At 49.5% G+C, this 26256-nt stretch carries 32 protein-coding genes; 31 read left to right on the forward strand and 1 reads right to left on the reverse strand.

Annotated features, from left to right (window positions below):
- The first annotated feature begins 43 nt into the window (after positions 1 to 43).
- The 13 genes from glyA (at position 44) to B8987_RS13660 (ending at position 9065) form a co-directional block, all read left to right on the forward strand.
- Complete coding sequence (gene glyA / locus B8987_RS13600; protein ID WP_020373309.1) at positions 44 to 1300, forward strand: serine hydroxymethyltransferase; 1257 nt, start codon at positions 44 to 46, stop codon at positions 1298 to 1300.
- Complete coding sequence (locus tag B8987_RS13605) at positions 1300 to 1728, forward strand: type II 3-dehydroquinate dehydratase (RefSeq protein ID WP_020373308.1); 429 nt, start codon at positions 1300 to 1302, stop codon at positions 1726 to 1728. The genes glyA and B8987_RS13605 overlap by 1 nt, the downstream gene beginning before the upstream one ends.
- Before the next feature lie 101 nt (positions 1729 to 1829).
- A complete protein-coding gene (locus tag B8987_RS13610) occupies positions 1830 to 2891 on the forward strand; it encodes a M24 family metallopeptidase (RefSeq protein WP_020373307.1) in 1062 nt (353 codons plus the stop codon).
- 45 nt (positions 2892 to 2936) lie between these two features.
- The gene (gene efp, locus B8987_RS13615; protein ID WP_020373306.1) at positions 2937 to 3494 is read left to right on the forward strand and encodes an elongation factor P; all 558 of its coding nucleotides are present in this window, start codon (positions 2937 to 2939) and stop codon (positions 3492 to 3494) included.
- Between the two features lie 107 nt (positions 3495 to 3601).
- Positions 3602 to 4114 carry a CD1247 N-terminal domain-containing protein gene (locus tag B8987_RS13620; protein ID WP_020373305.1) on the forward strand — a complete coding sequence of 171 codons (513 nt, stop codon included), beginning with the start codon at positions 3602 to 3604 and terminating at the stop codon, positions 4112 to 4114.
- A 154-nt stretch (positions 4115 to 4268) separates the two neighbouring features.
- Positions 4269 to 5177, forward strand: coding sequence for an ATPase, T2SS/T4P/T4SS family (locus tag B8987_RS13625; RefSeq protein WP_020373304.1), 909 nt, complete (start codon positions 4269 to 4271; stop codon positions 5175 to 5177).
- The gene (locus B8987_RS13630; protein ID WP_020373303.1) at positions 5174 to 5674 is read left to right on the forward strand and encodes a stage III sporulation protein AB; all 501 of its coding nucleotides are present in this window, start codon (positions 5174 to 5176) and stop codon (positions 5672 to 5674) included. Before B8987_RS13625 ends, B8987_RS13630 begins: the two co-directional genes overlap by 4 nt.
- Before the next feature lie 17 nt (positions 5675 to 5691).
- Positions 5692 to 5892 (forward strand): stage III sporulation protein AC, encoded by a 201-nt coding sequence (gene spoIIIAC, locus B8987_RS13635; protein ID WP_020373302.1) that lies wholly within the window; start codon positions 5692 to 5694, stop codon positions 5890 to 5892.
- 14 nt (positions 5893 to 5906) lie between these two features.
- Positions 5907 to 6299, forward strand: a complete 393-nt coding sequence (locus B8987_RS13640) for a stage III sporulation AC/AD family protein (RefSeq protein WP_020373301.1) — start codon at positions 5907 to 5909, stop codon at positions 6297 to 6299.
- Positions 6300 to 6310: 11 nt separating this feature from the next.
- Positions 6311 to 7474 (forward strand): stage III sporulation protein AE, encoded by a 1164-nt coding sequence (gene spoIIIAE, locus B8987_RS13645; protein ID WP_020373300.1) that lies wholly within the window; start codon positions 6311 to 6313, stop codon positions 7472 to 7474.
- A complete protein-coding gene (locus tag B8987_RS13650) occupies positions 7474 to 7971 on the forward strand; it encodes a stage III sporulation protein AF (protein WP_020373299.1) in 498 nt (165 codons plus the stop codon). Before spoIIIAE ends, B8987_RS13650 begins: the two co-directional genes overlap by 1 nt.
- 38 nt (positions 7972 to 8009) lie before the next feature.
- Positions 8010 to 8522 (forward strand): hypothetical protein, encoded by a 513-nt coding sequence (locus B8987_RS13655; protein ID WP_020373298.1) that lies wholly within the window; start codon positions 8010 to 8012, stop codon positions 8520 to 8522.
- A gap of 42 nt (positions 8523 to 8564) precedes the next feature.
- The gene (locus tag B8987_RS13660) at positions 8565 to 9065 is read left to right on the forward strand and encodes a SpoIIIAH-like family protein (protein ID WP_020373297.1); all 501 of its coding nucleotides are present in this window, start codon (positions 8565 to 8567) and stop codon (positions 9063 to 9065) included.
- Between the two features lie 79 nt (positions 9066 to 9144).
- On the opposite strand, the gene B8987_RS13665 is transcribed toward B8987_RS13660, so the two are convergent.
- Positions 9145 to 9501, reverse strand: a complete 357-nt coding sequence (locus B8987_RS13665; protein ID WP_020373296.1) for a DsrE family protein — start codon at positions 9499 to 9501, stop codon at positions 9145 to 9147.
- Between the two features lie 225 nt (positions 9502 to 9726).
- Here B8987_RS13665 and accC point away from each other — a divergent pair, with 225 nt between their 5' ends.
- From accC to spo0A, 18 genes are all read left to right on the forward strand, one after another.
- Positions 9727 to 11073 (forward strand): acetyl-CoA carboxylase biotin carboxylase subunit, encoded by a 1347-nt coding sequence (gene accC, locus B8987_RS13670; protein WP_020373295.1) that lies wholly within the window; start codon positions 9727 to 9729, stop codon positions 11071 to 11073.
- Positions 11074 to 11143: 70 nt separating this feature from the next.
- Complete coding sequence (locus B8987_RS13675) at positions 11144 to 11545, forward strand: Asp23/Gls24 family envelope stress response protein (protein WP_020373294.1); 402 nt, start codon at positions 11144 to 11146, stop codon at positions 11543 to 11545.
- Between the two features lie 24 nt (positions 11546 to 11569).
- The gene (nusB, locus tag B8987_RS13680) at positions 11570 to 12046 is read left to right on the forward strand and encodes a transcription antitermination factor NusB (protein ID WP_020373293.1); all 477 of its coding nucleotides are present in this window, start codon (positions 11570 to 11572) and stop codon (positions 12044 to 12046) included.
- Positions 12027 to 12989, forward strand: a complete 963-nt coding sequence (locus B8987_RS13685) for a tRNA (adenosine(37)-N6)-threonylcarbamoyltransferase complex transferase subunit TsaD (RefSeq protein WP_020373292.1) — start codon at positions 12027 to 12029, stop codon at positions 12987 to 12989. The genes nusB and B8987_RS13685 overlap by 20 nt, the downstream gene beginning before the upstream one ends.
- Positions 12990 to 13164: 175 nt before the next feature.
- A complete protein-coding gene (gene folD / locus B8987_RS13690) occupies positions 13165 to 14022 on the forward strand; it encodes a bifunctional methylenetetrahydrofolate dehydrogenase/methenyltetrahydrofolate cyclohydrolase FolD (RefSeq protein ID WP_020373291.1) in 858 nt (285 codons plus the stop codon).
- Positions 14019 to 15224, forward strand: a complete 1206-nt coding sequence (xseA, locus tag B8987_RS13695; protein WP_020373290.1) for an exodeoxyribonuclease VII large subunit — start codon at positions 14019 to 14021, stop codon at positions 15222 to 15224. The genes folD and xseA overlap by 4 nt, the downstream gene beginning before the upstream one ends.
- Entirely contained in the window at positions 15221 to 15418 is a 198-nt protein-coding gene (xseB, locus tag B8987_RS13700; RefSeq protein WP_020373289.1) for an exodeoxyribonuclease VII small subunit, read from the forward strand. Before xseA ends, xseB begins: the two co-directional genes overlap by 4 nt.
- Position 15419: 1 nt before the next feature.
- Entirely contained in the window at positions 15420 to 16295 is an 876-nt protein-coding gene (locus B8987_RS13705; RefSeq protein ID WP_020373288.1) for a polyprenyl synthetase family protein, read from the forward strand.
- A gap of 11 nt (positions 16296 to 16306) precedes the next feature.
- Positions 16307 to 18199, forward strand: coding sequence for a 1-deoxy-D-xylulose-5-phosphate synthase (gene dxs / locus B8987_RS13710; protein WP_020373287.1), 1893 nt, complete (start codon positions 16307 to 16309; stop codon positions 18197 to 18199).
- The gene (locus B8987_RS13715; protein ID WP_020373286.1) at positions 18166 to 19017 is read left to right on the forward strand and encodes a TlyA family RNA methyltransferase; all 852 of its coding nucleotides are present in this window, start codon (positions 18166 to 18168) and stop codon (positions 19015 to 19017) included. Before dxs ends, B8987_RS13715 begins: the two co-directional genes overlap by 34 nt.
- Positions 19014 to 19868: an NAD(+)/NADH kinase gene (locus B8987_RS13720; RefSeq protein WP_020373285.1), complete on the forward strand. Its 855-nt coding sequence runs from the start codon at positions 19014 to 19016 to the stop codon at positions 19866 to 19868. The genes B8987_RS13715 and B8987_RS13720 overlap by 4 nt, the downstream gene beginning before the upstream one ends.
- A gap of 4 nt (positions 19869 to 19872) precedes the next feature.
- Positions 19873 to 20328, forward strand: a complete 456-nt coding sequence (gene argR, locus B8987_RS13725; protein ID WP_020373284.1) for an arginine repressor — start codon at positions 19873 to 19875, stop codon at positions 20326 to 20328.
- A 13-nt stretch (positions 20329 to 20341) separates the two neighbouring features.
- On the forward strand, positions 20342 to 22003 hold the full coding sequence (locus B8987_RS13730; protein WP_020373283.1) for a DNA repair protein RecN: 1662 nt from the start codon (positions 20342 to 20344) through the stop codon (positions 22001 to 22003).
- Between the two features lies 1 nt (position 22004).
- The gene (locus tag B8987_RS13735; RefSeq protein WP_020373282.1) at positions 22005 to 22436 is read left to right on the forward strand and encodes a divergent PAP2 family protein; all 432 of its coding nucleotides are present in this window, start codon (positions 22005 to 22007) and stop codon (positions 22434 to 22436) included.
- 37 nt (positions 22437 to 22473) lie between these two features.
- Entirely contained in the window at positions 22474 to 23526 is a 1053-nt protein-coding gene (locus tag B8987_RS13740; RefSeq protein ID WP_020373281.1) for an MGDG synthase family glycosyltransferase, read from the forward strand.
- A gap of 273 nt (positions 23527 to 23799) precedes the next feature.
- Complete coding sequence (spoIVB, locus tag B8987_RS13745) at positions 23800 to 25053, forward strand: SpoIVB peptidase (RefSeq protein ID WP_020373280.1); 1254 nt, start codon at positions 23800 to 23802, stop codon at positions 25051 to 25053.
- Positions 25054 to 25139: 86 nt separating this feature from the next.
- Positions 25140 to 25373, forward strand: coding sequence for a hypothetical protein (locus B8987_RS13750; RefSeq protein ID WP_020373279.1), 234 nt, complete (start codon positions 25140 to 25142; stop codon positions 25371 to 25373).
- A gap of 47 nt (positions 25374 to 25420) precedes the next feature.
- Complete coding sequence (gene spo0A, locus B8987_RS13755) at positions 25421 to 26203, forward strand: sporulation transcription factor Spo0A (protein WP_020373278.1); 783 nt, start codon at positions 25421 to 25423, stop codon at positions 26201 to 26203.
- Positions 26204 to 26256 lie beyond the last annotated feature (53 nt).

Consider the following 26256-nt stretch of genomic DNA (forward strand, 5'->3'; position numbering starts at 1 on the left):
ATCTTATGATGGTCGATCATATTTTTCGAGGAGGGATTTTTTGATGGCGCGCCATGATTTAGATGTGTTAGCGCAGGTTGATCCACAAGTCTATGAAGCGATTATTCATGAAGAGGAACGACAATCCAACCATCTTGAGTTAATTGCATCGGAAAACTGGACCTCAAAGGCCGTTCGCCAAGCCGTCGGATCCGTGATGACGGACAAATATGCGGAAGGGTATCCCGGTCACCGCTATTACGGTGGTTGTGAATATATGGACGTCGTTGAACGGCTAGCCCAAGAACGCGTCAAAAAATTGTTTTCGGCGGAACATGCGAATGTTCAACCCCATGCTGGGGCTCCAGCCAATTTAGCGGTATATTTCACCGCCTTAAAACCAGGCGACCGTGTTCTGGGCATGAATTTGAGTCATGGGGGACATTTAACTCATGGAAGCCCGGTGAATTTTTCCGGAAAACTATACCAGGTTGAAAGCTATGGCGTCGATCGTGAGACAGAACGTCTCGACATGGATCAAGTTCGGGAGATTGCTAAAGCTTTTCAACCTCACATGATTGTGGCGGGCGCCTCGGCGTATCCCCGTATTTTGGATTTCAAGGCCTTTCGGGACATCGCTAATGAGGTGGGAGCCCTTCTCATGGTCGACATGGCTCATATTGCTGGCTTGGTCGCCGCCGGACTTCATCCCAGTCCCGTTGGATTCGCAGATTTTGTCACGTCGACCACCCACAAAACATTACGGGGCCCGCGTGGAGGGTTCATTTTAACGAATGAAGCATGGGGAAAGAAAATTGACAAGACGATTTTTCCTGGGTTGCAAGGCGGTCCCTTGATGAATCTGATTGCGGGAAAAGCGGTGGCGTTTGGCGAAGCATTAACGCCGAGTTTTCGCCAGTACCAGGTGCAAGTCGTAGAAAATGCTCATCGTTTGGCCCAGCAATTAATGGACCGTGGTTTACGTTTAGTGTCCGGCGGCACGGATAATCATTTGATGCTGGTTGACACCAAACACAGTGGCATTACGGGGCTCGAAGCCCAAGAGCGCCTGGCACAAGTGGGCATTACCGTAAACAAAAATACGATCCCATTTGAAACGGAGAAACCTACTGTCACCTCAGGGATTCGTTTGGGTACGCCGCAAATTACGACCAGGGGATTTAAAGCCGAACAAATTGATGCCTTGGCCGATATCATCGTGGAAACCATTCAGGCCCCGCATGACTTTAATCCAGAACCCTTAAGGCGACGGGTGGAAGCTTTGGCTCACGAATTTCCGCTTCCCGGGTTGGATGACTGATGAAAATTGCGATTGTGAATGGACCTAACTTGGGCATTTTGGGGAGACGTCAACCGCAAATTTACGGCAATCGTAGCTGGGACGACATTTTTCAACGTCTTCAACAGCGTTTCCCCGCGTGTACGTTGGTGCATTTTCAGTCCAATCACGAGGGCCAGGTTATTGACTATTTAGAAAGCTTGGAGGAGCAAGGGATTGAGGCTTTGATCATTAATCCGGGAGCCTGGACGCACCAAAGTTATGCGATTCGAGATGCCTTGGCAGCCTTGTCGATGCCCATTGTGGAAGTTCACATTAGTAATATCTATGCCAGAGAAGATTTCCGTGCCCATTCGCTCACCGCTCCTGTTGTGACGGCTCAATTAAGCGGATTTGGAGCGGAGGGTTACCGGCTAGCTGTGGCGTATTTATGTGAGAATCCCCTCTAGTATTGTGTTAACGGGTATCTGGCGCTAGGTGGCCTTTGGCTCAGGGAAAGAACCAAAGACGCCAAGACGGAAAGACGGAAAGACGGAAAGAAGGAAAGGGTATGTCGCGTGCGGAGCGTGTGTGGCAAAAAACTCAGGGATTAGATGCTCTCGTCATCTGCTCCCCACAAAACCGCTATTATTTAAGTGGTTTTACGGGTTCAGCTGGATGTGTATTCATTGATGGAACACACCGCTACTTGTTAACCGATTCACGCTATGTATTGCAAGCTCGCCAGGAAGCGCCCGACTTTGAAATTATCGAAACCCGAAAGCCGTTTGACTCAATCGTTCATTTGGCCCGAGAGCACGAATACAAGCATATTGGGATCGAAGCTCGGCATACCACGGTTAAGACCTATGACGAGATACAGCAACGTTTTTCCGATATAAAATGGGTTCCGGCAACTGATTTGGTGGAGCTTGAGCGGCGTGTCAAAGATGAGACAGAGCTCATGTCCTTAAAGCAGGCTGCGCGGATTGCCGATGAGGCTTTGGCATCGGTGGTAAGCCAGATTCGGCCCGGAATCACTGAACAAGAACTGGCTATCGCCTTAGAAACCGCCATGCGACAAAAAGGATCGGAAGGACTGTCATTTCCTACGATTGTGGCCTCGGGTCCTCGGGGTGCTTTACCGCATGCGAAGCCGTCCGAACGGCAGCTTCAGGCAGATGAATGGGTTACCATCGACTTTGGTGCTGTTTACCGCGGATATCATTCGGATGAGACGGTTACGATACCGGTAACCAATCAGGCACGAACTCGGCAATTACAAGCAATCTATGATATTGTATATCAGGCTCAAAAAGCGGGAATTGCAGTCGTCAAACCAGGAATTTTGGCGTCAGAGGTTGATGAAGTAGTCCGTCGCGTTATTATAGAAGCGGGGTTTGGTGAGTACTTCGGACACGGAACCGGTCATGGTGTAGGTTTGGATGTTCACGAGGACCCGTTTTTAGGCCCTAAACCTGAGCATGATATGGTTTTGGAAGCAGGTATGGTGATTACCGTGGAGCCTGGCATCTATCTTCCCGATATGGGTGGCGTGAGATTAGAAGATATGCTGGTTGTCACCAAGGAGGGCTCAATACGGCTCACTTCGTGGGACAAACGTTTAAATTAGTCTGTTCTATTGATGATGTCAGATTGGAATGGGAGTGGATAACGGGTGATTTCTTCTAACGATTTTCGCAATGGTGTAACCATTGAACTCGATGGCGTTTTGTATCAAGTCATTGAATTTCAGCATGTGAAGCCAGGTAAGGGTTCGGCTTTCGTCCGTACTAAGCTTAAGAATTTGCAGACCGGTGGTGTCGTAGACCGGACATTTAACGCTGGCGAGCGCGTTCCGAGTGCCCGGGTGGAAAAACGGGAAATGCAATTCTTATATAGCAGTGGCGACGATTACACTTTTATGGATACCGAAACCTTTGAGCAACTGACCTTACACAGTGCTGACATTGGCGATGGAGTTCGTTTCCTCAAAGAAAATATGACCTGTTATGTCATTTTATACAAAGGCAGCAGTATCGGTGTCGACTTGCCCAATAGTGTGGATTTGAAAATTGTTGAGACAGAACCGGGCTTTAAAGGCGACACGGCAACGGGTGGTACGAAACCGGCGAAATTGGAAACTGGGGCCATTGTCAAAGTTCCTTTATTTGTTGAACAAGGTGAAGTCATTACTGTCGATACCCGCACTGGCCAGTATTTAGGACGCGCTTAACGCCGCCAAGGACCGAAAGACTGGGATGATTCCCAGTCTTTTTTTATGCATGAATCCCGTCCAAAAGGGAGAAAGTATAGGACGTAATGGCTAAGGAGGTGTGATGAATGGCAGATCTTCGACGCAAAGTTTCGCATTTAGTGGGTTTGGCTGAACGATATGATGTGGGTTCACGAAGTCGTGAGGGAAAAATCATTGAGGAAATGATTGATGTTTTGAGGGATTTGGCCCTGGATGTCGAGGAAGTTTCCGTGAACCAAGCGGAAATGGAAGACTTTCTTGACGAATTGGACGAAGACCTTCTGGATGTCGAAGAAGAAGTGTACGGCGATGGTGACGTCGATGATGACGACACAATGAATTTCGACGATGATGACGACGATACCCTTCTCGATGATGCATTTCTTGATGATGACGATCTCGATGAACCTTCTTATATTGCGCTGGAATGTCCCGTGTGTCATAAGGAATCGTCTTATAACGAAGCATTATTCGAAAGAGACGGCATACAGCTGTCCTGTCCCCATTGCGGCAATGTGATTTATGATAGCGACGAAGACTGCATCATCATGGAACAATCCGACGATGATGACGAGGACGATTACACGTCGTACCGTTAAGTCATTAGCCTTACCTAGATAATGGTAACATTGTCTTGGCCCGTAACCCCCTTGGGGTTGCGGGCATTTTATTTGGTTAGCATAACTTGTCTATCCCCTCCATAGATATCAAACAACTGGGACAGAGTTCCAGTTATGAACAGGAGTGAGGGTAATGGAACCATGGGGCTATCTTCCAAATCCCTGGAGAGATGCAATTTTCCAGCTGTCTTCAGATAAACTGGACAATTTGGAAGAAGTGCGGTTTCGGCTGGATCGCCCTGTTTATTGTTACGGGTCCTATTGGGTTGAACCATTAAAAGTGGGAGATCAGGTCTTAATTGGGATCCAAAGTGACCTCGACCATATCGTGGGCGTTATTGCCCAACATTCTCTTTATGCGCGCACTGAAGAATTGCGGCACGGTTATTTGACTCTGCCGGGAGGACATCGGGTAGGAATTGCGGGCAAAGCCATCTGGGAAAACGGAAAAATTGTCACGATGGGTGATGTAACCGGATTAAATTTTCGAAAAGCCCGACATGTTGAAGGGATAGCAGATGCTCTTCACAGCATCTTTTCTCGGCACCAGCTTGATCTCGAATCACTTCTTATTGCGGGTCCTCCCCGGAGTGGCAAAACGACCTTGTTGCGGGACTGTGCACGGTTTTTTAGTGCCCAAGGTGAGCGAGTGACGATCGTGGATGAACGATCGGAACTGGCGGGCTATCACAATGGTCACTATGGCTTTGCTTTGGGCCTCCATCTTGATGTCTTAGATGGATGGCCCAAGGCGGAAGGGCTGAATGTCGCCATTCGAACGCTCGGCCCTGACCGGGTCATTGTGGATGAAATTGGCAGTCGTGAAGATTTGCAGGCGGTTAGCCATGCCCTTCATGCGGGTGTCAAAGTGGTGGCGAGTATCCATGCCCAAACTTATGACGATTTGCGTCATCGTGGTCAAGGGGAGCTGTCGGTGGAGAATCTGTTTGATGCCGTTGTGTTCCTACACAAAGGAGAAACGCCTGGCATGATTCATGAAATTTGGCACCATCACGAGAAAGTCTGGAAGGTTCCGTCATGAAACTGGTTGGGGCGATTTGTATTATTGCCGCCGCATGGTGGATAGGACGGTTGTTGGCAAAACCCTATCGCCAACGGATTGTCTGTCTGGAACAAGGTCTAGCACTATTAGACCAGCTACGGGCGGAAATTGGTTGGCATCACCGTGTCCTCACGGAGGCCTTTAAACGCGCGAGTTGCTCCTATTCCGCATGGAAGCCGATGGCCGAGTATCTTTCGCAACAAATCGACCAGCACGAGACCGATTTTACGACGGCCTTTCATCATGCGCTTGACCGGGTTCTTGGATTGTGGACCAAGGATCGCGATATCTGGGAGAACTTGGGACAAGTGCTCGGAAAATCTGCGGTGGACTATCAATTGGAACATCTTCAATCGGCCCATCACGAATTGGCACGACAATTAACCGATGCGCGTACTCAGGGGTTAAAAACGGCGCGAATGATGGAAGCATTGGTCTCATTGACCGGCGTGGCCATCGTAATCGTTCTCATCTGAACGAACGGGGTGAAGATATGACGAACAATATTGATTTAATCGTGCGTCTGGCAGGCATCGGCATTTTGGTCACAGTGGCTTACAGTGTGTTGGAACGCCTCGACCGAAAGGAATGGGGACAACTGGTCGCCTTGGCAGGAGTTGCTGTGGGATTCCTCTTGGTGTTACGCGAGGTGCAGCAATTGTTCAACGCCGTGCGCACCATGTTTAACCTGTAAAAGGAGGAGGTGCCGTGCACACCATACTCAAGTTGGTATCGCTTGGACTTATCGGCACCGTCTTCTTGGTGATTATCCGGGAAGAACGTGGAGATATCGGAGTGATTCTCAGGCTCGCCATAGGAGTTGCTCTTCTTTTGCTTTTGGTGTCTCCCTTGGCTCAGGTGTTATCCGGCATATTGCAGTTAGTCGATCAGGTCAAAATCCGCGGGTTGTATCTGGGATTATTACTGCGGGTCATCGGCATTGCGTATGTGGCGACATTCGCAGCACATATTGCCAATGATTCCGGAGAAGCGGGAATTGGTTGGCGCATTGAAGTGGGGGCCAAAATCGTCATTCTAGCTCTTGCATTGCCGTTAATTAGTGCCATTTTGCACACGGTCTTGAAAATGATTCCGTCATGAGGAGTGGGGACATGCTAAAGCGCCTTTGGATTTGGATCGTGGCGATGGGGATGATCGCGGGATTATCTCCGGCGGTTTATGCCCAAGGGATCGATACGCTCGTACAACACCAAGCGCAAAGCGTTAATACCCAGTCGCTGGATCATCAAATCTCCCAGCTCGTTAATCCCTATCCTCAAATCCATATCCCTACCGTCTCGGAAATGGCTTCGGACCTCCTGCATCACAAAAATCCCTTTCCGCTGAAGACCTTGTTGTCCGCTATGGGGCAAGCTATTGCCGGAGATTTAGCGCAAGAAGGTCGGGTATTAGGGGTCATTTTTCTGCTTTCAGTGTTGGCGGCGATTTTAGCAAGGTTGACTCAATCCATTGATGGAGCGGGACGAATTGCCGAGTTGTCGGAAATGGTGGTGGTCTCCGCTCTCATTCTGATTGCGTTGCATGCCTTTGGGGTGGCATTGTCTATGGTGCATCACCTGTTGACGGATGTGGTGCATCTTATGGAAGCTTTAATTCCCCTTCTTGTGGTATTGATGGCGGGCAGTGGGGCAGTGGCATCTGCCGGCATTTTTCACCCCGTGATGATGCTAACCGTCAATTTGGTAGCGGTTTTGACCCGATCATGGGTTCTGCCGTTAGTGTTGCTTGCGACCATTGTGGACTTGGTTGGCCACTGGCTCCCTAATTTTTCCCTAAAAAATTTAGCCTTGCTGCTACGTCAAACCGGTCTGACCTTATTGGGCGGGTTAATGACGTTGTTCCTGGGGGTGATGGCGGTAGAAGGCTCGGCGGGCTCAGTGGCAGACGGCGTCACATTACGTACGGGGAAATTTCTGGCCAATACCTTTGTGCCGGTGGTTGGCAAAGCGTTTTCGGATGCTATGGAAGCCGTTCTAGGTTCCTCGATGTTGCTCAAAAATGCGGTTTCGGTTGTCGGGGCTTTAACCATCATTGTCCTTGTGGCATTTCCCTTGATCAAGCTCTTCATTATGATGGTGCTCTATCGTTTGGGGGCTGCGGCAACAGAACCCTTAGGTGTAAGCGGGGTTAATAAGACTTTAGAAACGATGGCCACGGCAGCGGGATGGTTGCTAGCAATTACCGGGTCCGTGGCGCTCATGTTCTTTTTGATGATTACGGTTGTGGTGACCGCATCCAATGGAGTGGGACTGTAATGATGGCTTTAATTGGGCACTGGGTGAAGTCGCTGATCATTATCGTATTGCTTGGCAACCTTGCGGAATTTATTCTCCCCAAGGGCGATTTGAAAAAGTATGCGGGGCTCATCGTGGGTTTGGTTTTGTTGTTAGCCATGGTTTCTCCCATTTGGAGTCTGATGCACCAACTACAACATTCTAGCGCGCCCAGCGCGTTGTTAGGACCGGGAACAGGCGCCAATTTTACTGCGCTGGTACAACAAGAACAGCTAGCTCAAGCGGAAGCTATGGTGATGAGTTATCCCCAGGTCATCTCCTGCCAACTGACCAGGAGTAGTCCTCTACATTACCAGGCCCTGGTGAAAACGAGTGCACCTCTTGCCACCCACACGCTGTCGCAGTATGTCCAAGACGCTTTAGCGATAACGACGGGAGAGAGTGCCTCTAGCCTTCACGTCCAGCTCATTGTTGTGAATCCTGCACTAAAACGCACCGTGACACAAATCAAACCATAAATGCGGAGCACTACACAGGCCATAAGGGGAAGATTGCAATGTCCAACAATTTTCAGGAATGGTGGAAAAAAATTTCGGCGCAGGACCGACCTCAATTATACCGCCTTATCGGGATCGGGCTATTAGGAGTGTTGTTGTTAGGATTCGGCAGTTTTGGTCCTTCTGTTCCGTCGCCGCCTCATTCATCGGCACCGGTGACGAGTAAGGGTCCTTTAGTGGCCCAAGAACAAGAAGTCTCTTCACAACTCCGTCAAATTTTGGAGGCTATTCCCCAAGTTCATCAGGTTTCTGTGGCTGTGACCTTAAGTCGCAGTATGACGTCACAATATGCCTCATCAAATGCCAGCGGCCAGGGATCCTCTCCGGTCGTCCTGACAACCAATTCTGGGGAGACTGTTGTGCCCCTCGATGAAATTGGCCCGGCTGTGGAAGGTGTCGTTGTGGTCAGTCCGTCGGCTCATAATCCGTTAATTCGCGCGGAGCTGGCCCAAGCGGTCGAAACGTTACTACAAGTGCAACCCTACCAAGTGCTCATTTTGCCATCGACCTAACCTTGGTTCATACGAAATTCATGATTGAGAGGAGAGAATACGATGAATCGTCCCCAAATTGTCCGGTTTGCTGCATTTGTTACGGTGTTAGCCGTGTTATTGGGATATGTGGTCTATCACAGAACCTCCCCTAATGCCACGGCATACACAACTGTCTCACCTCAAAAACAGCAAGCCCAGACGGTCACAAATTTGGAAAATTATTTTGTGAATTACCGCATGCACCGAGATCGCGTGATGACCGAAGAAATTGCCACCTTGAAAGCCTTGATCAGTAATCCCTCTATATCGCAGTCAGCCAAAGACGAAGCCACGGCGACCATGGTTCGGGATACGCAAGAATTAAAAGAAGAAACACAAGCCGAAGGTCTGTTATCCGCTCGCGGGTTTCCCTTGAGTGCTGTGACCATCACCCAAAATAAAGCGGTGGTCGTCATCGGAGCCACTAATCTCAATTCCGAGCAAATTGGGCGGATCGCCGATACCATTACCGAAGTCACGAGTTTACCGCCTCAAGATGTGGTGATTCTTCCGAAATCCTAAATGAGTAAAAAGGAGCGCATGACGCGCTCCTTTTCATTATGTTCTATTGTGATGAGCCATCGGCTACACCGTTATACCGTTAAAACGTTAAGACTTTGTAGCCTTCTAAAATCTTATGAGCGACTTCTTCGCCACCCCGCACTACTTTTGCTTCAAACATTTGGTCCATGGTTAATCCGAGATTTTCTAAAGAATTTTCACATACAGCAATTTCAATTCCAGCTTCTTTCATGGCTTGAAGTTGTTGGCCAAATTGCGGGGAATTCTTTTGGTTGGAACGGAGAATTTCAATACCCGGGCCAAGCGCCAAGAATTCTACAGGCATTTGTCCAAATTTGCGCATCATCAAGGTCATTTGTAAGACGGCATTGGCGCGGACAAAAGCTTCTTTACCTGTTGTTAAGACGACAAGGGTTGGTTGCTTATTTTCCATCATGCGACTCCTCCTTTTTGTAGATCATTATGAACAATTTCAGCATACCACAAATTGGTCCCTATCATGTTTCAGATTATAAACACCGTGCTTTCACCAAATGATAAGGCAAGCCAGAATACCAAACATAGAAAGAGGCACAAAAAAGGCATGGAGTGGGCGTCGACAGAGTCTAGACAATCCTGAATGATTGTGGTCTAGTAATGAAAGAGAATCGGAGGTGTCATCTTGTTTAACAAAATTTTAGTCGCTAACCGGGGCGAAATAGCCATCCGGGTAATGCGTGCTGCTCGGGAACTCGGTATCAAGACAGTAGCAGTCTATTCGGATGCCGATAAAGAGGCCACGCATGTCAAATATGCGGACGAAGCCTTTCCTATTGGACCGGCTCCATCCAATTTAAGCTACTTACATATTCCGAATATTATTAATGCCGCGGTACAAACTGGGGCGGAAGCTATCCATCCGGGTTACGGATTTTTGTCCGAGAATCATCATTTTGCTGCTGTGTGCCAGACATGGGGCATTAAATTCATCGGACCCCCAGCCGATGCCATCGAGAAAATGGGAATCAAAGCTCAAGCCCGGCAAATGATGATGGAGGCGGGGGTCCCCGTTGTTCCGGGGACGGCAGGCACAGTGGAAAATATTGACGAGGCGAAGCGGATTGCCGAGGAAATTGGTTATCCTGTAATGGTGAAGGCGTCATTCGGCGGCGGAGGACGGGGCATACGAGTTGTCGAATCGCCAAATGAATTGGAAGAAGCATTGGAACGCGCCAGCCGCGAGGCAAAATCAGCCTTTGGGCAGGGAGATGTGTATATCGAAAAATACTTGCGGCAACCCCGTCACATTGAAATCCAAGTGCTTGCCGATAACTATGGGCATGTGGTTACGTTAGGTGAACGGGAGTCGTCATTGCAGCGGCGGCGGCAAAAAGTTTTGGAAGAAGCGCCTTCTGTAGCCATGACCCCAGAATTGCGAGCCAAAATGAGTGAAGCTGCCGTTCGTGCCGCCCAAGCCGTGAACTATACGAGTGCGGGAACATTAGAATTTTTATTGGATGAAAATGGGCATTTTTACTTTATGGAGATGAATACGCGGGTCCAAGTGGAGCATGCCTGTACCGAAATGATTACGGGCATCGATATTGTAAAGGAACAAATTCGCGTGGCCGCGGGCCTACCCTTGTCGATCACACAAGATGATGTGGAACTCAGGGGCTGGGCTATTGAATGTCGTATAAATGCGGAAGACCCGGCTAATCAATTTCGCCCGAGCCCCGGCAAGGTCACGGTATGGCAGGAGCCAGGTGGGCCCTGGGTGCGCGTGGATTCGGGGGCGGAACCCGGCTATCAAGTTCAACCCTTTTATGATTCCCTGTTGGCCAAAATTGTGACCTGGGGTCGTACCCGTGACGAAGCGATTGAACGCATGCGGCGGGCGCTGAGTGAATTCCATATCGAAGGGGTCAAGACGACGTTGGACCTCCACAAACAACTGATGAACGATGAGGAATTCTGTGCGGGTCGCATTCATACCAATTTCCTGGCTGAGCGCATCAAAGGCGCGTAAACGCCGACATGCGTAGTGGAAAGATCTCGACAATGGATTTGGTGCAGTCCACAAGAGGGGAGGACATATCATGGCAGACACGGCCCAGGAGATTAAAACCATACCCAGTGTGCGCATTGCCAATGAAGTGATAGCAGTGATTGCTGGGATTGCGGCCTCAGAGGTAGATGGCGTAGCGGCAATGAGCGGCGGACTAACCGGGGGCATTACGGAAATGTTGGGAAAAAAAGCCGCTAGTCGTGGCGTCAAATTAGAAGTGAAGGATAACCGAGTGAGTCTTGATCTGTATGTGGTGGTCCAATATGGCGCAAAAATTCCAGAGGTTGCGTCGCGTATTCAAGACCGAGTGAAAGAGCAAGTGGAATTGATGACTGGACTCACCGTTTCGGATGTGAATATTCATGTCCAAGGCGTCTCGTTTGCCTCCACGGAAGATAATTCCTCTGGAAGCCCAGCGAGTTCAGAATCTTAAACGATCCATAAAGGGGGAAAGGTAATGGCTCGACATCATGCACGGGAAATGGCTTTACGCGTATTATTTGAACATGATTTAGCCCATACCGAGCCAGGTGTCTTGGTGGCACGTCTTCAAGGGCAAGATCCGGATGACCGGCAATTTGCAGAATCTATCGTGCATGGTGTGTTAATGCATCAAGATCAGATTGATGAAATCATTGCCCAATCCTCTGTGGATTGGCGCATTCAACGTATGCCGACGATTGACCGGAATGTTCTGCGTATTGCTGTTTATGAGCTTTTATATGAACCCAAGACTCCGATTTCGGTCATTATTGCAGAAGCTTTAGAGTTAGCCGGTGCCTATAGTACCGATGAGGCCAAACGGTTTGTCAATGGCGTCTTATCTACTGCATCCAAAACCGTTCGTCCGCAGGGAGATGTCGATCGGCCATTGGCTGATGAGAAGACGCACAAGGAGAATCCACAGATTAAGGATGACCCAGTCAATTCGTGATTGTGTTATTGGTTTGGATACCAGTGCCTATACCACCTCGGTCGCGGCAGTGACCGCGGAGCATGTTATCTTTCAACAACGGCAACTGCTGAAAGTACCGCCATCGCAACGGGGATTACGTCCCTCGGAGGCGGTTTTTGAACATGTCCAAAATATGCCAGTTCTCATTGAGAAATTGGTGCAAGCGATCACGGCGTATTCTATTCGTGGCATCTGTGTTTCCGAAAAACCCAGGCCTCTGCCCACGTCTTATCTACCACCCTTTAGTGTGGGAGTGAGTTTTGCCCGATCACTGGCTTATGTATACGGTGTGCCTTTATGGTTATCCACCCATCAAGAGGGACACATTCAAGCGGCCTTGTGGAGCATCGGGCACGAGGAATGGACGAGTTTCTCAGCGCTGCATATTTCGGGGGGCACGACGGAATTGTTGCAAGTCCGCCGGCAAGATTCCGGCCATTTTTTGATTCAACGCATCGGGAGCACCGATGATCTGTACGCGGGCCAACTCGTTGATCGTGTGGGCGTGATGCTGGGTTTGCCCTTTCCAGCGGGCCCCCACCTGCAAGCCTTGGCTCAACACGCTACAGAGCCTCTCATGTTGACCGTCCCCCGCGTTTGGCATGATGGAACGGAGTGGAAAACCAGTTTTTCCGGCCCAGAAACTCAAGCTCGCAGGGCCTATGAGCAAGGAGTTGCCGGCGCGAATGTGGCACGGGGAGTCGAATTGGTATTGGCACGTGCCTTAGCGAGGTTGATTGAGCGCGCCGTCCATGTTTGGCCGTTGGTTGTGGTGGGAGGGGTGGCTGCGAATGAAACCCTTCGCCACGAACTCATCCGACATAGCTCTCACCCCGAAGAAATTTTCTTTGCAACTCCCGATCTCAGTCGGGATAATGCAGTGGGTATCGCCCGTATTGGATACCAGCTTTTTAGCAGCTAAATAAAATTCGAGACCATTGCATGAAGCACTTCATTGCGTAATTCAGGGGCGTATTAGCGGCATCGTCGTCGAAAATAGAACCGGATTTTTCATTTACGGGAATTTAAGGATATCATCAAGGTAGTTAAGAGATGTCGGCATGACGCGAAGAACTCATAGAGAGGACGAAATAATAATGGCAACTGCCCAGCTCTTAGATGGGAAACGAACGGCTCAGATTATCCGCGAAGAGCTAGCCAAGAAGATTGAGGAGCATTATGAACGCACGATGCTAAGACCAGGATTAGCGGTAGTGCTAGTCGGAGATGATCCGGCGTCGAAAATTTACGTGCGAAATAAGCACCGGGCGAGTACACAAGTTGGGATGGACTCTCGTCAAATCATTCTTCCAGCACATTCGACGACAAGCCAGGTCTTGGAAACCATTGAAATGTTAAACCAAGATCCGAGTATCCATGGGATTTTATTGCAGCTGCCCGTGCCTAGGCATATAGATGCTCAAGTTATTCTTCGCCACTTAGATCCACGCAAAGATGTTGACGGTCTCACGCCGACTAATATGGGCCGACTTATGGCAGGTCAAAGTGGGTTAAGACCCTGTACACCCCTTGGAATCATTGAGTTGTTAGACCGCTACCATGTGCCTTTAGAGGGCCAACGCGTGGTCGTTATTGGCCGTTCGCAATTGGTGGGCCGTCCTTTAGCCCTTATGTTCGTGGAACGCAACGCTACCGTCACTATCGTGCATTCGAAGACACCAAATGCGTGGGACATTACCCGGGAAGCAGATATTGTCGTGGCCGCGGTGGGACATGCCCATTTGGTGCAGCCTAACTGGATTAAACCAGGGGCCACTGTGATTGATGTGGGGATTAACCGCACTGAGAGCGGGATTGTTGGAGATGTGGATTTTGATTCGGTTGCCGCCATGGCTTCACGGATTACTCCTGTGCCCGGAGGCATTGGACCCATGACAATCGCTATGCTCCTCAGTAATACGTGGCAAGCCTTTCAGGAAACGGTTGGATCATGACAGAAAGTGTGTTGAGTGTCCACGAACTAGTGCAAGGTATTAGAAAGCTCGTGGAAAACGTTCCGGAATGGCAACGCCTATGGGTCCAAGGAGAATTGTCGGGGGTTAAACATCATAGTTCGGGGCACTGGTACTTTATATTGAAAGATGATCAGGCTCAAATCCGGGGCGTGATGTTTCGGCGCGATGCCGTTTCCTTAACGAAACCCTTGGTTGACGGCATGTCCGTATTGGTCTATGGACGCATCGGCGTCTTTGAACGAGATGGGCAAACCCAACTGTATGCCAGTGTGATTCAAGACTTGGGAGCGGGAGCCCAGTTTCAAAAGCTCGAGGCGTTAAAACAAAAACTCTATCAGGAAGGGTTGTTTTCCCGTCCCAAACGTCCCATTCCCAAATTACCGCGGGCGATCGGTGTGATTACCTCGGGAACGGGAGCGGCCCGATATGATATTGAAACTGTCATCAACCGCCGTTTTCCGGGCATGCCTGTGTGGTTATTCCCGGTTCTTGTCCAAGGTCAAGATGCGCCCCGGGCCATTGTAGAGGCCTTGCAAAAGGCTTTTCGGACGCCGATTAGTGTGTTAATTATTGGCCGGGGAGGCGGTTCAAAAGAAGATTTAATGGCTTTTAATGATGAGATGGTGGTGCGCACGGTGGCTAAGTCACCTATGCCTGTAATATCTGCGGTCGGTCATGAAATTGATACCACCCTAGTCGATTTAGTGGCTGATTTGCGGGCACCGACTCCATCAGCGGCCGCTGAATTGGCGGTGCCGGAGAAAGGCCGTCTTATGGAATGGATTGATCAGCTCAATGAAAGGGTGTATCAAGCCTTAAGCCGCCGTTTGGAATGGGAACGTACCCGCATTGAAGGGTGGACAACTCACGGCATCCTGGCCGATAGCTCCCGGCTTATCATTACACGTCGCGACCTTTTAGATCGCCTAGATGAACGCCGAGATCGGGCTTTTGAGCGGATGGTTCAGTCGTTACGATTGCATGTCGAAAAACTGGCAGCGTCTTTAGCCGCTATGAACCCCTCGGCCGTATTGCGCCGTGGTTATACTTATGTGTTAGATGAATCTGGTAATACAATTGGCAAAGAAGACGTTCGTCAAGGGCAGCGATATGAGGTACACTGGTATAATGGGAGCTATTGGATGAGATCTGAGACACCGGGGAAAGAGGAAGATGCGTGATTGAGGAAAACGAACTTGACCAATTTGAAAACATCATTGTCCGGCTCGAAGAAATTGTCCGTCAGCTAGAGGGAGGCAGGCTCTCTCTCAAAGAAAGCCTGGTTATGTATCAAGAAGCCAGAGTTCTCAGTGAGAAAGCCAACCTTCTGCTAAATCAAGCTGAAAGCTTACTGAAACCAAAGGCTGAGGCATAACGTGGACATAGGAAAATGGCTTGAAGAAACCCGGGCGATAATCGAACAGTGGATTCGCGAGGATGATATTGCTCGTCAAGCAGCACCTGGCACTGTTGAAGAAGTCATGCGCTATTCACTGCTTGCGGGAGGAAAAAGGTTACGGCCTCAACTCGTCATGGCCAGTACAGTGTATTTGGGGTTACCCCAGGACACCTTTCGTGATGTAGCCTTAGCGGTTGAATATATTCATACCTATTCGTTAATTCATGACGATCTGCCGGCCATGGATAATGACGACTTGCGGCGTGGGCAGCCAACAGCCCATAAAATGTTTCCAGAAGCCATGGCTATCTTGTCGGGCGACGCGCTGTTGACTGAGGCTTTTGTAAAAATGAGCCAAATGCAAAACGCTAAGGCGGAAGACGTATTAAATGCCATTACCTATTTATCGGTAGCCGTGGGACGACAAGGCTTAATCAAGGGACAAGTGATGGATTTAGCGGCTGAGCATCATGATGTGGAATTGGCAGAATTGCAAACCATACACCGCAATAAAACGGGGGCATTATTTCAAGCCGCATTGGTCATTCCGGCTTTGCTTACGGGCAATCACGCACGGCAAAAGGCACTGAGCGTGTATGGGGAACATTTTGGCCTGGCCTTTCAGATTGTTGACGACATTTTGAATGTCGTCGGCAAGCGTGAGTTGCTCGGGAAGAATGTCGGCACGGACAGTGAGCGAGGCAAAGCAACCTATCCGCGACTGGTAGGCATCGAGCAAGCGCGCAGATTGGCTGATGACCACCGGATTCGGGCCAAGATTGCTATTGGTTCGGAGCCCGGAGCCGAAATTTTGCGTAATTTGATCGATTTTGCTGTGGACCGTCAGTGGTAAGGAGGTAGGTTATGGAAACAAAATTGCTGGCATCAATCCAATCCCCCAAAGACATGCGGAATTGGTCGATACTGCAACTAGAGGAATTAGCGAAAGAAATCCGCCGCGTGATTATTGAAACCACGGCCCAAACCGGAGGACACATCGGCGCGAGTTTAGGGGCTGTGGAACTCGCGATTGCTCTGCATTATGCTTATGATACACCCCAAGATAAGCTGATTTGGGATATTGGTCACCAGGCCTATGCTCATAAATTGTTGACGGGGCGCTATCAAACGTTTTCTACTCTCCGGCAATTAAACGGGTTGTCTGGTTTCCTCAAACGTCGCGAAAGTGAATACGATGTCTGGGAGGCTGGGCACGCCTCCACTTCGTTATCGGCGGCGATGGGGATTGCCAGTGCCCGCGACTTGCGTCACCAAAAATACCGCATCGTCGCGGTGATTGGCGATGGGGCCCTGACGGCTGGAATGGCATGGGAAGCGCTTAATCAAATCGGCCAAACCAAAACCAATTTAGTGATTGTGGTCAATGATAACTCGATGTCTATTGCCCCCAATGTAGGAGCTTTTTCACGCTATTTGACGGAATTGCGATCAGCTCCGGCGTATACGCGTATGAAACAAGAAATTGAACAATTACTGGATTCGGTCCCGGTATTTGGCGGGCCTCTTCGCAAAACCATTGAGCGGGTCAAGGATTTATTACACCATGCGGTTTTACCTCGCAATGTGTTTGAAGAATTAGGATTTAAGTATTATGGACCCATTGATGGTCATAATTTGTCCGAGCTGATTCCGGTCCTGCGCAATGCGCAATTGGTCGACGGGCCAGTTGTCGTGCATGTGATTACTCAAAAAGGTCGTGGCTACCGTCCAGCGGAGGAACGTCCTGGAGAATTTCATGGACCAGGGCCTTTTGAAATTCAATCCGGGCAGTTTATTAAAAAGCCCCAACCGCCATCCTATAGTCAGGTTTTCAGTCAAACCTTGATCGAATTGGCTAAGACACACCCCGAAATCGTGGCGATTACGGCGGCTATGCCCGACGGAACCAAACTCGATCTCTTTCAAAAAGCTTTTCCTGACCGGTTTTTTGATGTCGGTATTGCTGAGCAACATGCGGCCACATTTGCTGCAGGTTTGGCGATAGGCGGAATGCGTCCCGTATTTGCGGTTTATAGCACGTTTTTGCAAAGAGCTTACGACCAAGTGATTCACGACATTTGCCATCAGGATTTGCCGGTGATTTTGGGGGTAGACCGGGCTGGGATCGTGGGAGGAGACGGAGCGACCCACCAAGGTGTCTATGACATCAGTTTTCTGCGCGCGGTTCCGAACATGGAAATTGCTATGGGGAAAGATGAAAGGGAATTACGCCAGTTACTGGTGAGTGCCTTAGACAGGCCGCACCCGGTGGCACTGAGATATCCCCGGGGAGCAAGCCGCGGTTTAGACTTAACAGAACCGTTGAAGCCATTGCCATGGGGCCAAGGCGAATGGTTGGCTCATGGAGGCGACGCAACCATTATCGCGATAGGTCCCATGGTCTATCATGCCTTGACGGCACGAGAAATTTTGGCTGAAGAAGGTTATGATATCGGGGTCGTGAATGCCCGCTTCATTAAACCGCTTGATACCGCTCTATTGCGTCAAGTGGTGCAAGAAACCCGCGCCATTGTGACGCTCGAGGAACATGTGGTGGCTGGGGGATTCGGGTCAGCGATTAATGAATGGCTGAATGCCGAAGCTATCGAATTGCCGATTTTGAACGCGGGATTGCCCGATGAATTTATTGACCATGGATCTGCTAGTTACTACTTGAATTTATACGAACTCAATGCCGAAGGTCTAGCGCGGAGGGTCAGAACGTGGCTTCCTCAAACGGAAAGAGCCAAAAAATAGATCAGGGCAATCAACGCTTAGACCGTGTTATGGTTGACCAGGGACTGGTACCCACACGCTCTAAAGCTCAGGCCTTGGTTATGGCGGGACAGGTTTTTGTCAATGGCGTCAAAATTACCAAGGCTGGAACCCTGGTCAATGGGGACGCAAAGATTGAAGTTCAGGGGAGCGCTCACCGCTATGTGAGTCGTGGCGGTTTAAAATTGGAAGCCGGGTTAAAGCATTTTGGTTTAGATCCCCAAGGATGGAGAATAATCGATATCGGAGCATCCACAGGCGGATTTACTGACTGCTGGTTGCAACATGGGGCATCTCATGTCTGGGCTGTTGACGTGGGCTATGGACAACTTGACTGGAAGCTTCGCAATGATGACCGCGTAACGGTTTTGGAGAAAACCAATGCCCGCTGGTTGTCGGCTGAGATGTTGGGGACAAGAGACCTAGCGGACGCAGCATCAATTGATGCGTCTTTCATTAGCATGGAGCTGTTGCTGTCTCCTCTGCGGACCTTATTGAAGGAGGAAGGATGGGTTATTGGACTGGTCAAGCCGCAATTTGAAGCCGGCCCGGAGCATGTTGGCAAACATGGGGTGGTCAGAGACCGCCAGGTACATGTCGATGTGTTACGACGCTTCATGGCTTATGCGCAAAAATTGGGTTTTAGCGTCATGGGATTAACTCCGTCCCCTATCCGCGGCCCCGAGGGCAACATTGAGTTTTTGAGTCTTCTCAGTAATCGACAACCCGTGACGACGACGCACAGTATTGATATTATCCAAGTCGTGGATCAAGCATGGGACCGGGAGGAACCTCATTGAAACGGCTGTTAATTTGGCCCAATACCGATAAGGATCAAGTCAGGGGATTGACCGGGAGAATTTCGAAATGGGCCACCGATCACGGTATCGATACCATAATTCCCACGGCTTTAGCCGAAGCGGTGGGATATCCTGATCTCGGCCAGGATCTGGATCATGTGCCAGAAGGTAGTGTCGACGGCATTATCGTCTTAGGCGGCGACGGAACACTTTTGCATGCAGCAAAAGCGTTGGCGCATCTCAATTGTCCAATTTTGGGAGTGAACCTGGGACATTTAGGCTTTTTGACAGAAGTTGAAGTGCCCGACTTGTTGCCTGCTTTGACTGCTATGGTGAATAATCAATATGACATTGATCAGCGTCACTTATTAACGGCGCGGGTGATGCGAGGACATCGCGAATTGGCTCATTTTGAAGCCATGAACGACGTCGTCGTCACCAAGGGCCCTTTTGCCCGGCTGATCAATCTCGAAACTTTTGTCGATGATGCCTATGTCACGACGTATCCTGCCGATGGACTGATTGTCGCGTCTCCGACAGGATCAACGGCATATTCATTATCGGCTGGTGGACCGATTTTGAGTCCGGCCTTGAGTGTCATGGTCGTAACGCCAATCTGTCCACATTCGTTTTTTGACCGTTCTATAGTCATCAATGGGGATCAACAAGTGAAAATCCGTGTTCGGGCCATGCACCGAGATACCTTGGTAACGGTGGATGGCCAAGAAACCTATCCCCTGGTGGATGGCGATGAAGTTTTAGTGGAAACCAGTCCGACCACCATCCGGCTGTTTCGTCGGCCGGGTTGGAGTTTCTTCCAAGTTTTAAGGGGCTGGCGAAAGGGGCATTAGGACTATGCGTCATGATAAACGCACACGTCAATCATTAATTCAAGAAATCATTACGACACAACCCGTAGAGACGCAAGAAGAACTGTCGGAAATTTTAGCAGCCAAAGGGATGCCGGCAACCCAGGCCACAATCTCCCGTGATATCAAAGATTTAGGGTTAATTAAGGTGCCATACCAAGATTCTCACCGCTATGCCTTGCCCGACGACCGGGCGCTTGGGGTGACTCGTGACCGCCTCCGTCGTTTATTGCGGGAAGTCTTAACCGGATATGTTGTCAGTGAGAACTTGGTTGTGGTTAAGACCTTAACAGCAGGGGCAGAAGTGGTCTCGGAAGCCATCGATAAAATGGATTGGCCGGAAGTGGCTGGTACCTTAGCGGGTGAAAACACGGTATTAGTCGTAGCCCGGTCTAAAGAAGAAGCGCCGATATTGGCGAAACGGTTAGAAGAGTTACGTTGATTGGATGTGGGATATGCTAACCGCATTAAACGTAGAAAACTTCGGCTTGATTCACCATGCTGATGTGACTTTTGATAAGGGATTTACTGCGGTAACGGGTGAATCCGGGGCAGGAAAATCCTTGCTACTGACGGCTATTCCCGCGGTCTTTGGCCTGTCGGGAACGGCTGATCAGGTTGGTCCTTTTGGCAATAGTTTTCGCATTCGGGCAGCTTTTTCAGTGTCCCCTGCTGATCTTTTGTGGAATGTGCTTCGTCAATGGGGAATTGAAGAAGACGATACCTTAATTATTCAGCGGGATATGACCGCTGAAGGGCGATCCACATACCGGGTCCAGGGACAAATCGTTACCCGTCAGGTGCTACGGGAGTTGGCTCCGGAACTTATTGATTTTAGCGGGCAACACCATGCTTTACGTTTATTTGATTCCAGCCCGTTATTATTGTGGCTCGACCATTATGCCCAGCTAGAACCCTTGCGCTCACAAGTCGAAACAGCTTATCATGCGTGGCGTAAGCAAAAAGCTGCACACGCCGAGTTGACGGCGAATGTCCCAGATGCGCATATCATTGCGTCCAAGCGCCAAGAGGTTGAAGAATTGCTGCAACTCCACTTAGATGCCGAAGAAGAAGAACGCTTAAGTCGTGAGTTAACCCGGTTACACTCTCGCCAACGCCTCTTAGAAATTTTACACACCATAGAGCAGGATTTGGATAATGCCGAATCAGGTAATGTGGTCAGCTTGTTAGGCCGAATTGCGCGGAATGTGGAGAATTTAATGCGTCTGGATGCTGATGCCATGTCACTGGGAAGTCTTGTTGACCAGACGATTAGTGTGGTCGACGAGTTGCGACTCGCTCTTAATGAATGGGCTAGCCATCTCGATCAAGAACCAGGACAATTGGAAGCACTTGAGAGTCGCGCTAACGAATTGGCAAAAGTCAAACGCCGCTACAATATGGGAATTGATGAATTAGTACGGTATACTGAAACGTTGCAGCAGGATCTTGAGAAATGGGAAAACTTTGAATGGGAACTCCATATTGCCGAACGCAAACTTCGTGACGCAGAAAGCGAATATATGCATCGGGCAGAGGAACTATCGAAGCAACGGCGGGTGGCAGCTGAGGATGTTAGTGGAAAGTTGTCGGAACTCGTTCATGAAATGGAAATGCCAGCGTCCCAAGTGCGCTTTGTTCTAGAAACAAATGAACCGGCGCAGTGGGGCCTCGATCATGCTGCCATTTTCTACGCCTCCTCGGCGCAGCAAGACATGAAACCCGCAACCAAAGTGGCTTCGGGTGGTGAATTGGCTCGCCTGGCATTGGCCATGGCCGTGTTAGGTGGAAGTCATGGTGGAGCGACTTTGATATTTGATGAGCTAGATGCGGGGCTGGGCGGGCAAAGTGCTGCTCGCGTGGGCCGTCTCTTGCGGTCATTGGGCGAGCATCGTCAAGTGATTGTAATTAGCCACCAGCCGTCAGTGGCCGCTAACGCGCATTCTCAGTGGATCGTGGTGAAGACTCCAGATGAGAATGGGGTGCGGTCCATTGTGAAATGTGTTGAAAATCACGACCGGGAACAAGAAATCGCCAGAATGCTGAGTGGACAATCTGATGCAATGGCAACTTCGCACGCACGACATTTGCTGGAATGGGGAAAACGGGGGGATTAATTTGCAATGGCTCCTGGACAGCAACCGCGTGCTCGTCAGCGCGGTCACTGCCGCAGTGACTGCACAACTGTTGAAATTTCTGATTTACGTGGTATCCCGTCATGAACCGCGTTATGACCGCCTGGTTGGTGCTGGGGGCATGCCCTCGTCCCATTCCGCCATGGTCGTTGCTTTGGTCTCATCAATTGGATATCAGTACGGCTGGCGGTCGGGAGAATTTGCGATCAGTGCTGTTTTTGGCCTCATTGTGCTTTATGACGCGATCCATGTGCGGCGTGTGGTAGGGCTGCAATCTCGGTATCTTAATCTGGTGTCCCGCTCAGAATACGTCGCAGATATCGACCGGGATTTTCCGGAGTTTGTGGGCCATACCCCCTGGGAAGTGGCTGCCGGCACGATTTGGGGTCTGATTATTAGTAAATTCTTTTATTAAGATTCACGTGACGTAGTGATATTTCAAGGAGAACCGGATGCGGATATTAATCGCCAGCTTACCCATAGGAACAGGCCATGATATTGCGGCCAAAGCATTGGCAGAAGCTTGTTTAAAGCTCGGAATGGAGGTCGAGTTCTCTGAGCATTTAGTGGGAAAGGCACGCATTGAAACCGGATTATATTTTTGGGCTTTAAAATATATTCCGCGTCAATATGGGTATATTTTTCGCTGGGGCGATCATTCGCCATTGCAGTGGGCTAAACATCGTCAACGTTGGATGCGTATTGGGCAGGAGATCTTGAATCATGTTTACGATCTCTATGAGCCGGACATCATTCTGGCCACTCATCCTTTTGCCTTAAACGCATGGGCAGGGGTGAAAGAGATCCATTCCCATTTGAAACTTGTTGGGGTGTTGACCGATTTATCGGTACACCGCTTTTGGTATGAACCATTGGCCGATGCCTATACTGTGTGGTTGCCGGAACAAGTAGAAGATTTGGCGCGCTTTGGGGTGAAAAAAGAACAGGTTTGGCAGACAGGAATTCCTATTCGGTCGTCCTTTCATGAACCAGCATGGGAATTGCCGCTTTATGCAAAAGATCCCATTGTGCTTCTGGGGGGCGGTTTGGGGATGGGACCATATTACCGTATTTTGCGTAAATTGGCCGAAGCCGATTATCCTGTTGTGGCCGTATGTGGACACAACGAACGTCTGCGTTGGCATCTTGATCAATATTCGTGGCCCGATGTCGTCACTATCGTTGGATATGTGGAAAAAATGCCATTATTGTTGCATCACTCCCGGCTGGTGGTCGGCAAACCGGGGGGTGTTACGGCAGCAGAAGTCGCCCAATCGCATGTGCCATTCATTTTGACCCACTGGATTCCCGGACAGGAAGAAGCCAATCGGGATCGTTTGTTACTCCATGATATGGCCGTGCGTGGCGACAAAGACTTATTAAAATGGGTTCGGAATATTCTTCCCGAAGAATCTCCCCTACGCCGCAAAATTATTCATCATCAAGAACTGTGGGCGCGTCCGCATGCCGCCTCCGATATTGCCAATCGCTTATTAAACCTTTAAGACACTGTTTTGTTGAGGACGCGTGTAATCCGCCAAAATATGATGAGTCGTGGATAAAAGAATTCTTACCGAGGAAAACATTGCGCAATGATCCACTAAAGTTGACAGCAATTTTTCCTAAACCCACCGGTTTTGCAGCAAGCGCTTAAAAAAATGGCTAAGATTTTGCCGCAGGTCTGGCTGCACAGTCAGACCTTGGTCGTAATTCCGGGCATGAATTCTCCTCGTTTCCGAGACCTTAAAAAGGGAAACAAATAAGAGGAGGTGAGAACCATGAAACGGCGTCAACAACTTGCACGCATTATCGGTTTGATCGGGGCGGCAACGGTCATCATCACCGGATTTCTTCCCCCTGTGCGCCAAATGGTTAATCTCCCCAAAACCATCATGGTTCCATCGGGTCAGCACATTTCATTGCCCTGGAGCACGTGGCTTTCGCTGGGATCACCCAAAGCCTATCCTGTGTTTGTGGAACCGGGGCGGGTCGATATATGGGGAGCAAATCCTGGACATTTTGTGTTACAACCTAAACTGTTTGGATGGATTCCCTGGCGACCGGTTCCCGTCGACGTGACGAAACCGCTTTACGAAGTGCCAGGTGGACAGTCGATCGGGGTGGTGGTCAATACCCGGGGACTGGTGGTGAGAGGTTATGCGCCCATTGTCGTCAACGGCCACTTGGTGGATCCGGCCGAAGAGGCGGGAATCGACAAAGGGGATGTCATTGTGGAAGCTAATCATCATCTGGTGACATCCAACCAGGCCCTTGAACAAGCCGTCCAGAGATCGGGTAAACGGCATCAGGCGGTGGCCCTCGGAGTGCAAGGAGCTCGTCACTTTCATTGGCGCTATGTCAGGCCTGTATGGTCTCAAACACAGCATGCGTGGCATATTGGCGTGGTGGTACAAGGCGGGGCAAGCGGAGTCGGCACCTTAACGTTTTATGATCCCCACACGTTAAAATATGCGGCGTTGGGACATAGTATAACCGATGGGCTAACACGCATACCGATTTCGGTGAGAAGTGGTCAATTAACGGGTGCTCGCATTGTTGGAATAATCGCAGGATCTATTCATGGACCCGGTCAAAAAATTGGCGTGTTGGCTAATGGGCATAATGTTCAGGGTAACGTAGTCAGCAATGGCCTTTTTGGTATTACCGGCATCTTGAGTCATAAGCCGTTATGGGGTCCCAAAAAAGCCTTGCCTGTGGCCTTGCCCGATCAGGTCCATCCAGGTCCCGCTCAAATTATCACTGTGTTACATGGTCAGTCCCCGCAATTATTTTCGATCCGTATTTTGAAAACGTATTTACAATGGCACGCCCATACAAAAGGCTTGTTGTTTGAAGTGGATGATCCAGCCTTGTTGCGCCAGACCGGTGGTATTATTCAAGGGATGAGTGGCAGTCCCATTATTCAAGATGGTCATCTGGTGGGAGCCGTGACGCACGTCTTGATGAGTCGACCCTCACTAGGCTACGGCTGCTATGCCTATTGGATGGTCAAACAAAAATCTTTTTCGTAAGCCGATTTTTGCAGGAAATTCGACGGACGATCGCGAAATCGTTCGTCATATTTCCCTAATGTCATCGGACGAGGGTGGTACGCGAAATGGAAAAATCTCCCCAAGCCGCATTTGTGATGTGGGTCTTTTTGACCGTTACAACAGGCATTTTGTGGGTGTTATTACAATATGGCCGTACATTATGGCTACACACGCGTACAGCATACATTCGCATTGCGTATCTGCAACAAGCCGGCCTGCTGTCGAATGAAACCGAAAAATGCGTGAATTTGGAGGGAAAAGAGACTTCGCAAGAGGAAGGAGATGAGGCAAAATCGTAGAAGAAAGATCTGTGCCAATTTTTGAATGAGATGCAGGGGGCTGGGACATGGCAATAAAGGTATTAATCGCGGATGACAATCGCGAATTCTGTGAATTATTGCAAGAAGCGATACGTGGCGAAGAAGGACTGGAAGTGGCCGGTATTGCTAACCATGGTATGGAAGTATTAGAACTGCTTTCACAACAACCTGTGGACGTCATTGTTCTTGACATCATTATGCCTCATTTAGACGGCATTGGTGTTTTAGAGCGTCTGGCTCAAATGGATTTACCCAATCCGCCACGAGTTATTATTTTAACGGCATTTGGACAAGAAACTATGACACAAAAGGCGCTAGAACTAGGTGCCGACTACTATATACTCAAACCTTTTAATCTAAAAGTGTTGGCTTCTCGCGTTAAACAATTGGCGGGATCGCCAGCGCCGGCCAAAAAATCTAATGTACCCTCAGGCAAAATTACGGTCGTTCCGGTCAAGAACCTTGATGTCGAAGTGACCAATATTATTCATGAAATTGGGATCCCTGCTCACATCAAAGGTTATTTATATTTACGGGAAGCGATTGTGATGGTCATTAACCGTGTGGATTTATTAAGCGGTGTGACCAAAGAGTTGTATCCGGCCATTGCATCAAAATATAAGACAACGCCCAGCCGAGTCGAACGAGCTATTCGTCATGCGATCGAAGTGGCTTGGTCCCGAGGAAATGTCGATGTAATTAACGGCATTTTCGGACATACTGTCAATCGAGACCGGGGTAAACCTACGAATTCCGAGTTTATTGCCATGGTGGCGGATAAGCTAAGAATGCAAATCAAGGCCAGTTAAGCCCCTTTCGGGGCTTTTTTTAGTCCTGTCACCAAAATCTCGGGCATAACGGT

Source organism: Sulfobacillus thermosulfidooxidans DSM 9293 (assembly GCF_900176145.1).
GTDB classification, from domain to species: domain Bacteria; phylum Bacillota; class Sulfobacillia; order Sulfobacillales; family Sulfobacillaceae; genus Sulfobacillus; species Sulfobacillus thermosulfidooxidans.

Bases quoted from the DNA above. Each gene is read 5' to 3' on its own strand.
- glyA (WP_020373309.1), top strand. From the start codon at position 44: ATGGCGCGCCATGATTTAGATGTGTTAGCGCAGGTTGATCCACAAGTC.
- B8987_RS13605 (WP_020373308.1), top strand. From the start codon at position 1,300: ATGAAAATTGCGATTGTGAATGGACCTAACTTGGGCATTTTGGGGAGA.
- B8987_RS13610 (WP_020373307.1), top strand. From the start codon at position 1,830: ATGTCGCGTGCGGAGCGTGTGTGGCAAAAAACTCAGGGATTAGATGCT.
- B8987_RS13620 (WP_020373305.1), top strand. From the start codon at position 3,602: ATGGCAGATCTTCGACGCAAAGTTTCGCATTTAGTGGGTTTGGCTGAA.
- B8987_RS13625 (WP_020373304.1), top strand. From the start codon at position 4,269: ATGGAACCATGGGGCTATCTTCCAAATCCCTGGAGAGATGCAATTTTC.
- B8987_RS13630 (WP_020373303.1), top strand. From the start codon at position 5,174: ATGAAACTGGTTGGGGCGATTTGTATTATTGCCGCCGCATGGTGGATA.
- spoIIIAC (WP_020373302.1), top strand. From the start codon at position 5,692: ATGACGAACAATATTGATTTAATCGTGCGTCTGGCAGGCATCGGCATT.
- spoIIIAE (WP_020373300.1), top strand. From the start codon at position 6,311: ATGCTAAAGCGCCTTTGGATTTGGATCGTGGCGATGGGGATGATCGCG.
- B8987_RS13650 (WP_020373299.1), top strand. From the start codon at position 7,474: ATGATGGCTTTAATTGGGCACTGGGTGAAGTCGCTGATCATTATCGTA.
- B8987_RS13655 (WP_020373298.1), top strand. From the start codon at position 8,010: ATGTCCAACAATTTTCAGGAATGGTGGAAAAAAATTTCGGCGCAGGAC.
- B8987_RS13660 (WP_020373297.1), top strand. From the start codon at position 8,565: ATGAATCGTCCCCAAATTGTCCGGTTTGCTGCATTTGTTACGGTGTTA.
- B8987_RS13665 (WP_020373296.1), bottom strand. From the start codon at position 9,501: ATGATGGAAAATAAGCAACCAACCCTTGTCGTCTTAACAACAGGTAAA.
- B8987_RS13675 (WP_020373294.1), top strand. From the start codon at position 11,144: ATGGCAGACACGGCCCAGGAGATTAAAACCATACCCAGTGTGCGCATT.
- nusB (WP_020373293.1), top strand. From the start codon at position 11,570: ATGGCTCGACATCATGCACGGGAAATGGCTTTACGCGTATTATTTGAA.
- B8987_RS13685 (WP_020373292.1), top strand. From the start codon at position 12,027: ATGACCCAGTCAATTCGTGATTGTGTTATTGGTTTGGATACCAGTGCC.
- folD (WP_020373291.1), top strand. From the start codon at position 13,165: ATGGCAACTGCCCAGCTCTTAGATGGGAAACGAACGGCTCAGATTATC.
- xseA (WP_020373290.1), top strand. From the start codon at position 14,019: ATGACAGAAAGTGTGTTGAGTGTCCACGAACTAGTGCAAGGTATTAGA.
- dxs (WP_020373287.1), top strand. From the start codon at position 16,307: ATGGAAACAAAATTGCTGGCATCAATCCAATCCCCCAAAGACATGCGG.
- argR (WP_020373284.1), top strand. From the start codon at position 19,873: ATGCGTCATGATAAACGCACACGTCAATCATTAATTCAAGAAATCATT.
- B8987_RS13730 (WP_020373283.1), top strand. From the start codon at position 20,342: ATGCTAACCGCATTAAACGTAGAAAACTTCGGCTTGATTCACCATGCT.
- B8987_RS13740 (WP_020373281.1), top strand. From the start codon at position 22,474: ATGCGGATATTAATCGCCAGCTTACCCATAGGAACAGGCCATGATATT.
- spoIVB (WP_020373280.1), top strand. From the start codon at position 23,800: ATGAAACGGCGTCAACAACTTGCACGCATTATCGGTTTGATCGGGGCG.
- B8987_RS13750 (WP_020373279.1), top strand. From the start codon at position 25,140: ATGGAAAAATCTCCCCAAGCCGCATTTGTGATGTGGGTCTTTTTGACC.
- spo0A (WP_020373278.1), top strand. From the start codon at position 25,421: ATGGCAATAAAGGTATTAATCGCGGATGACAATCGCGAATTCTGTGAA.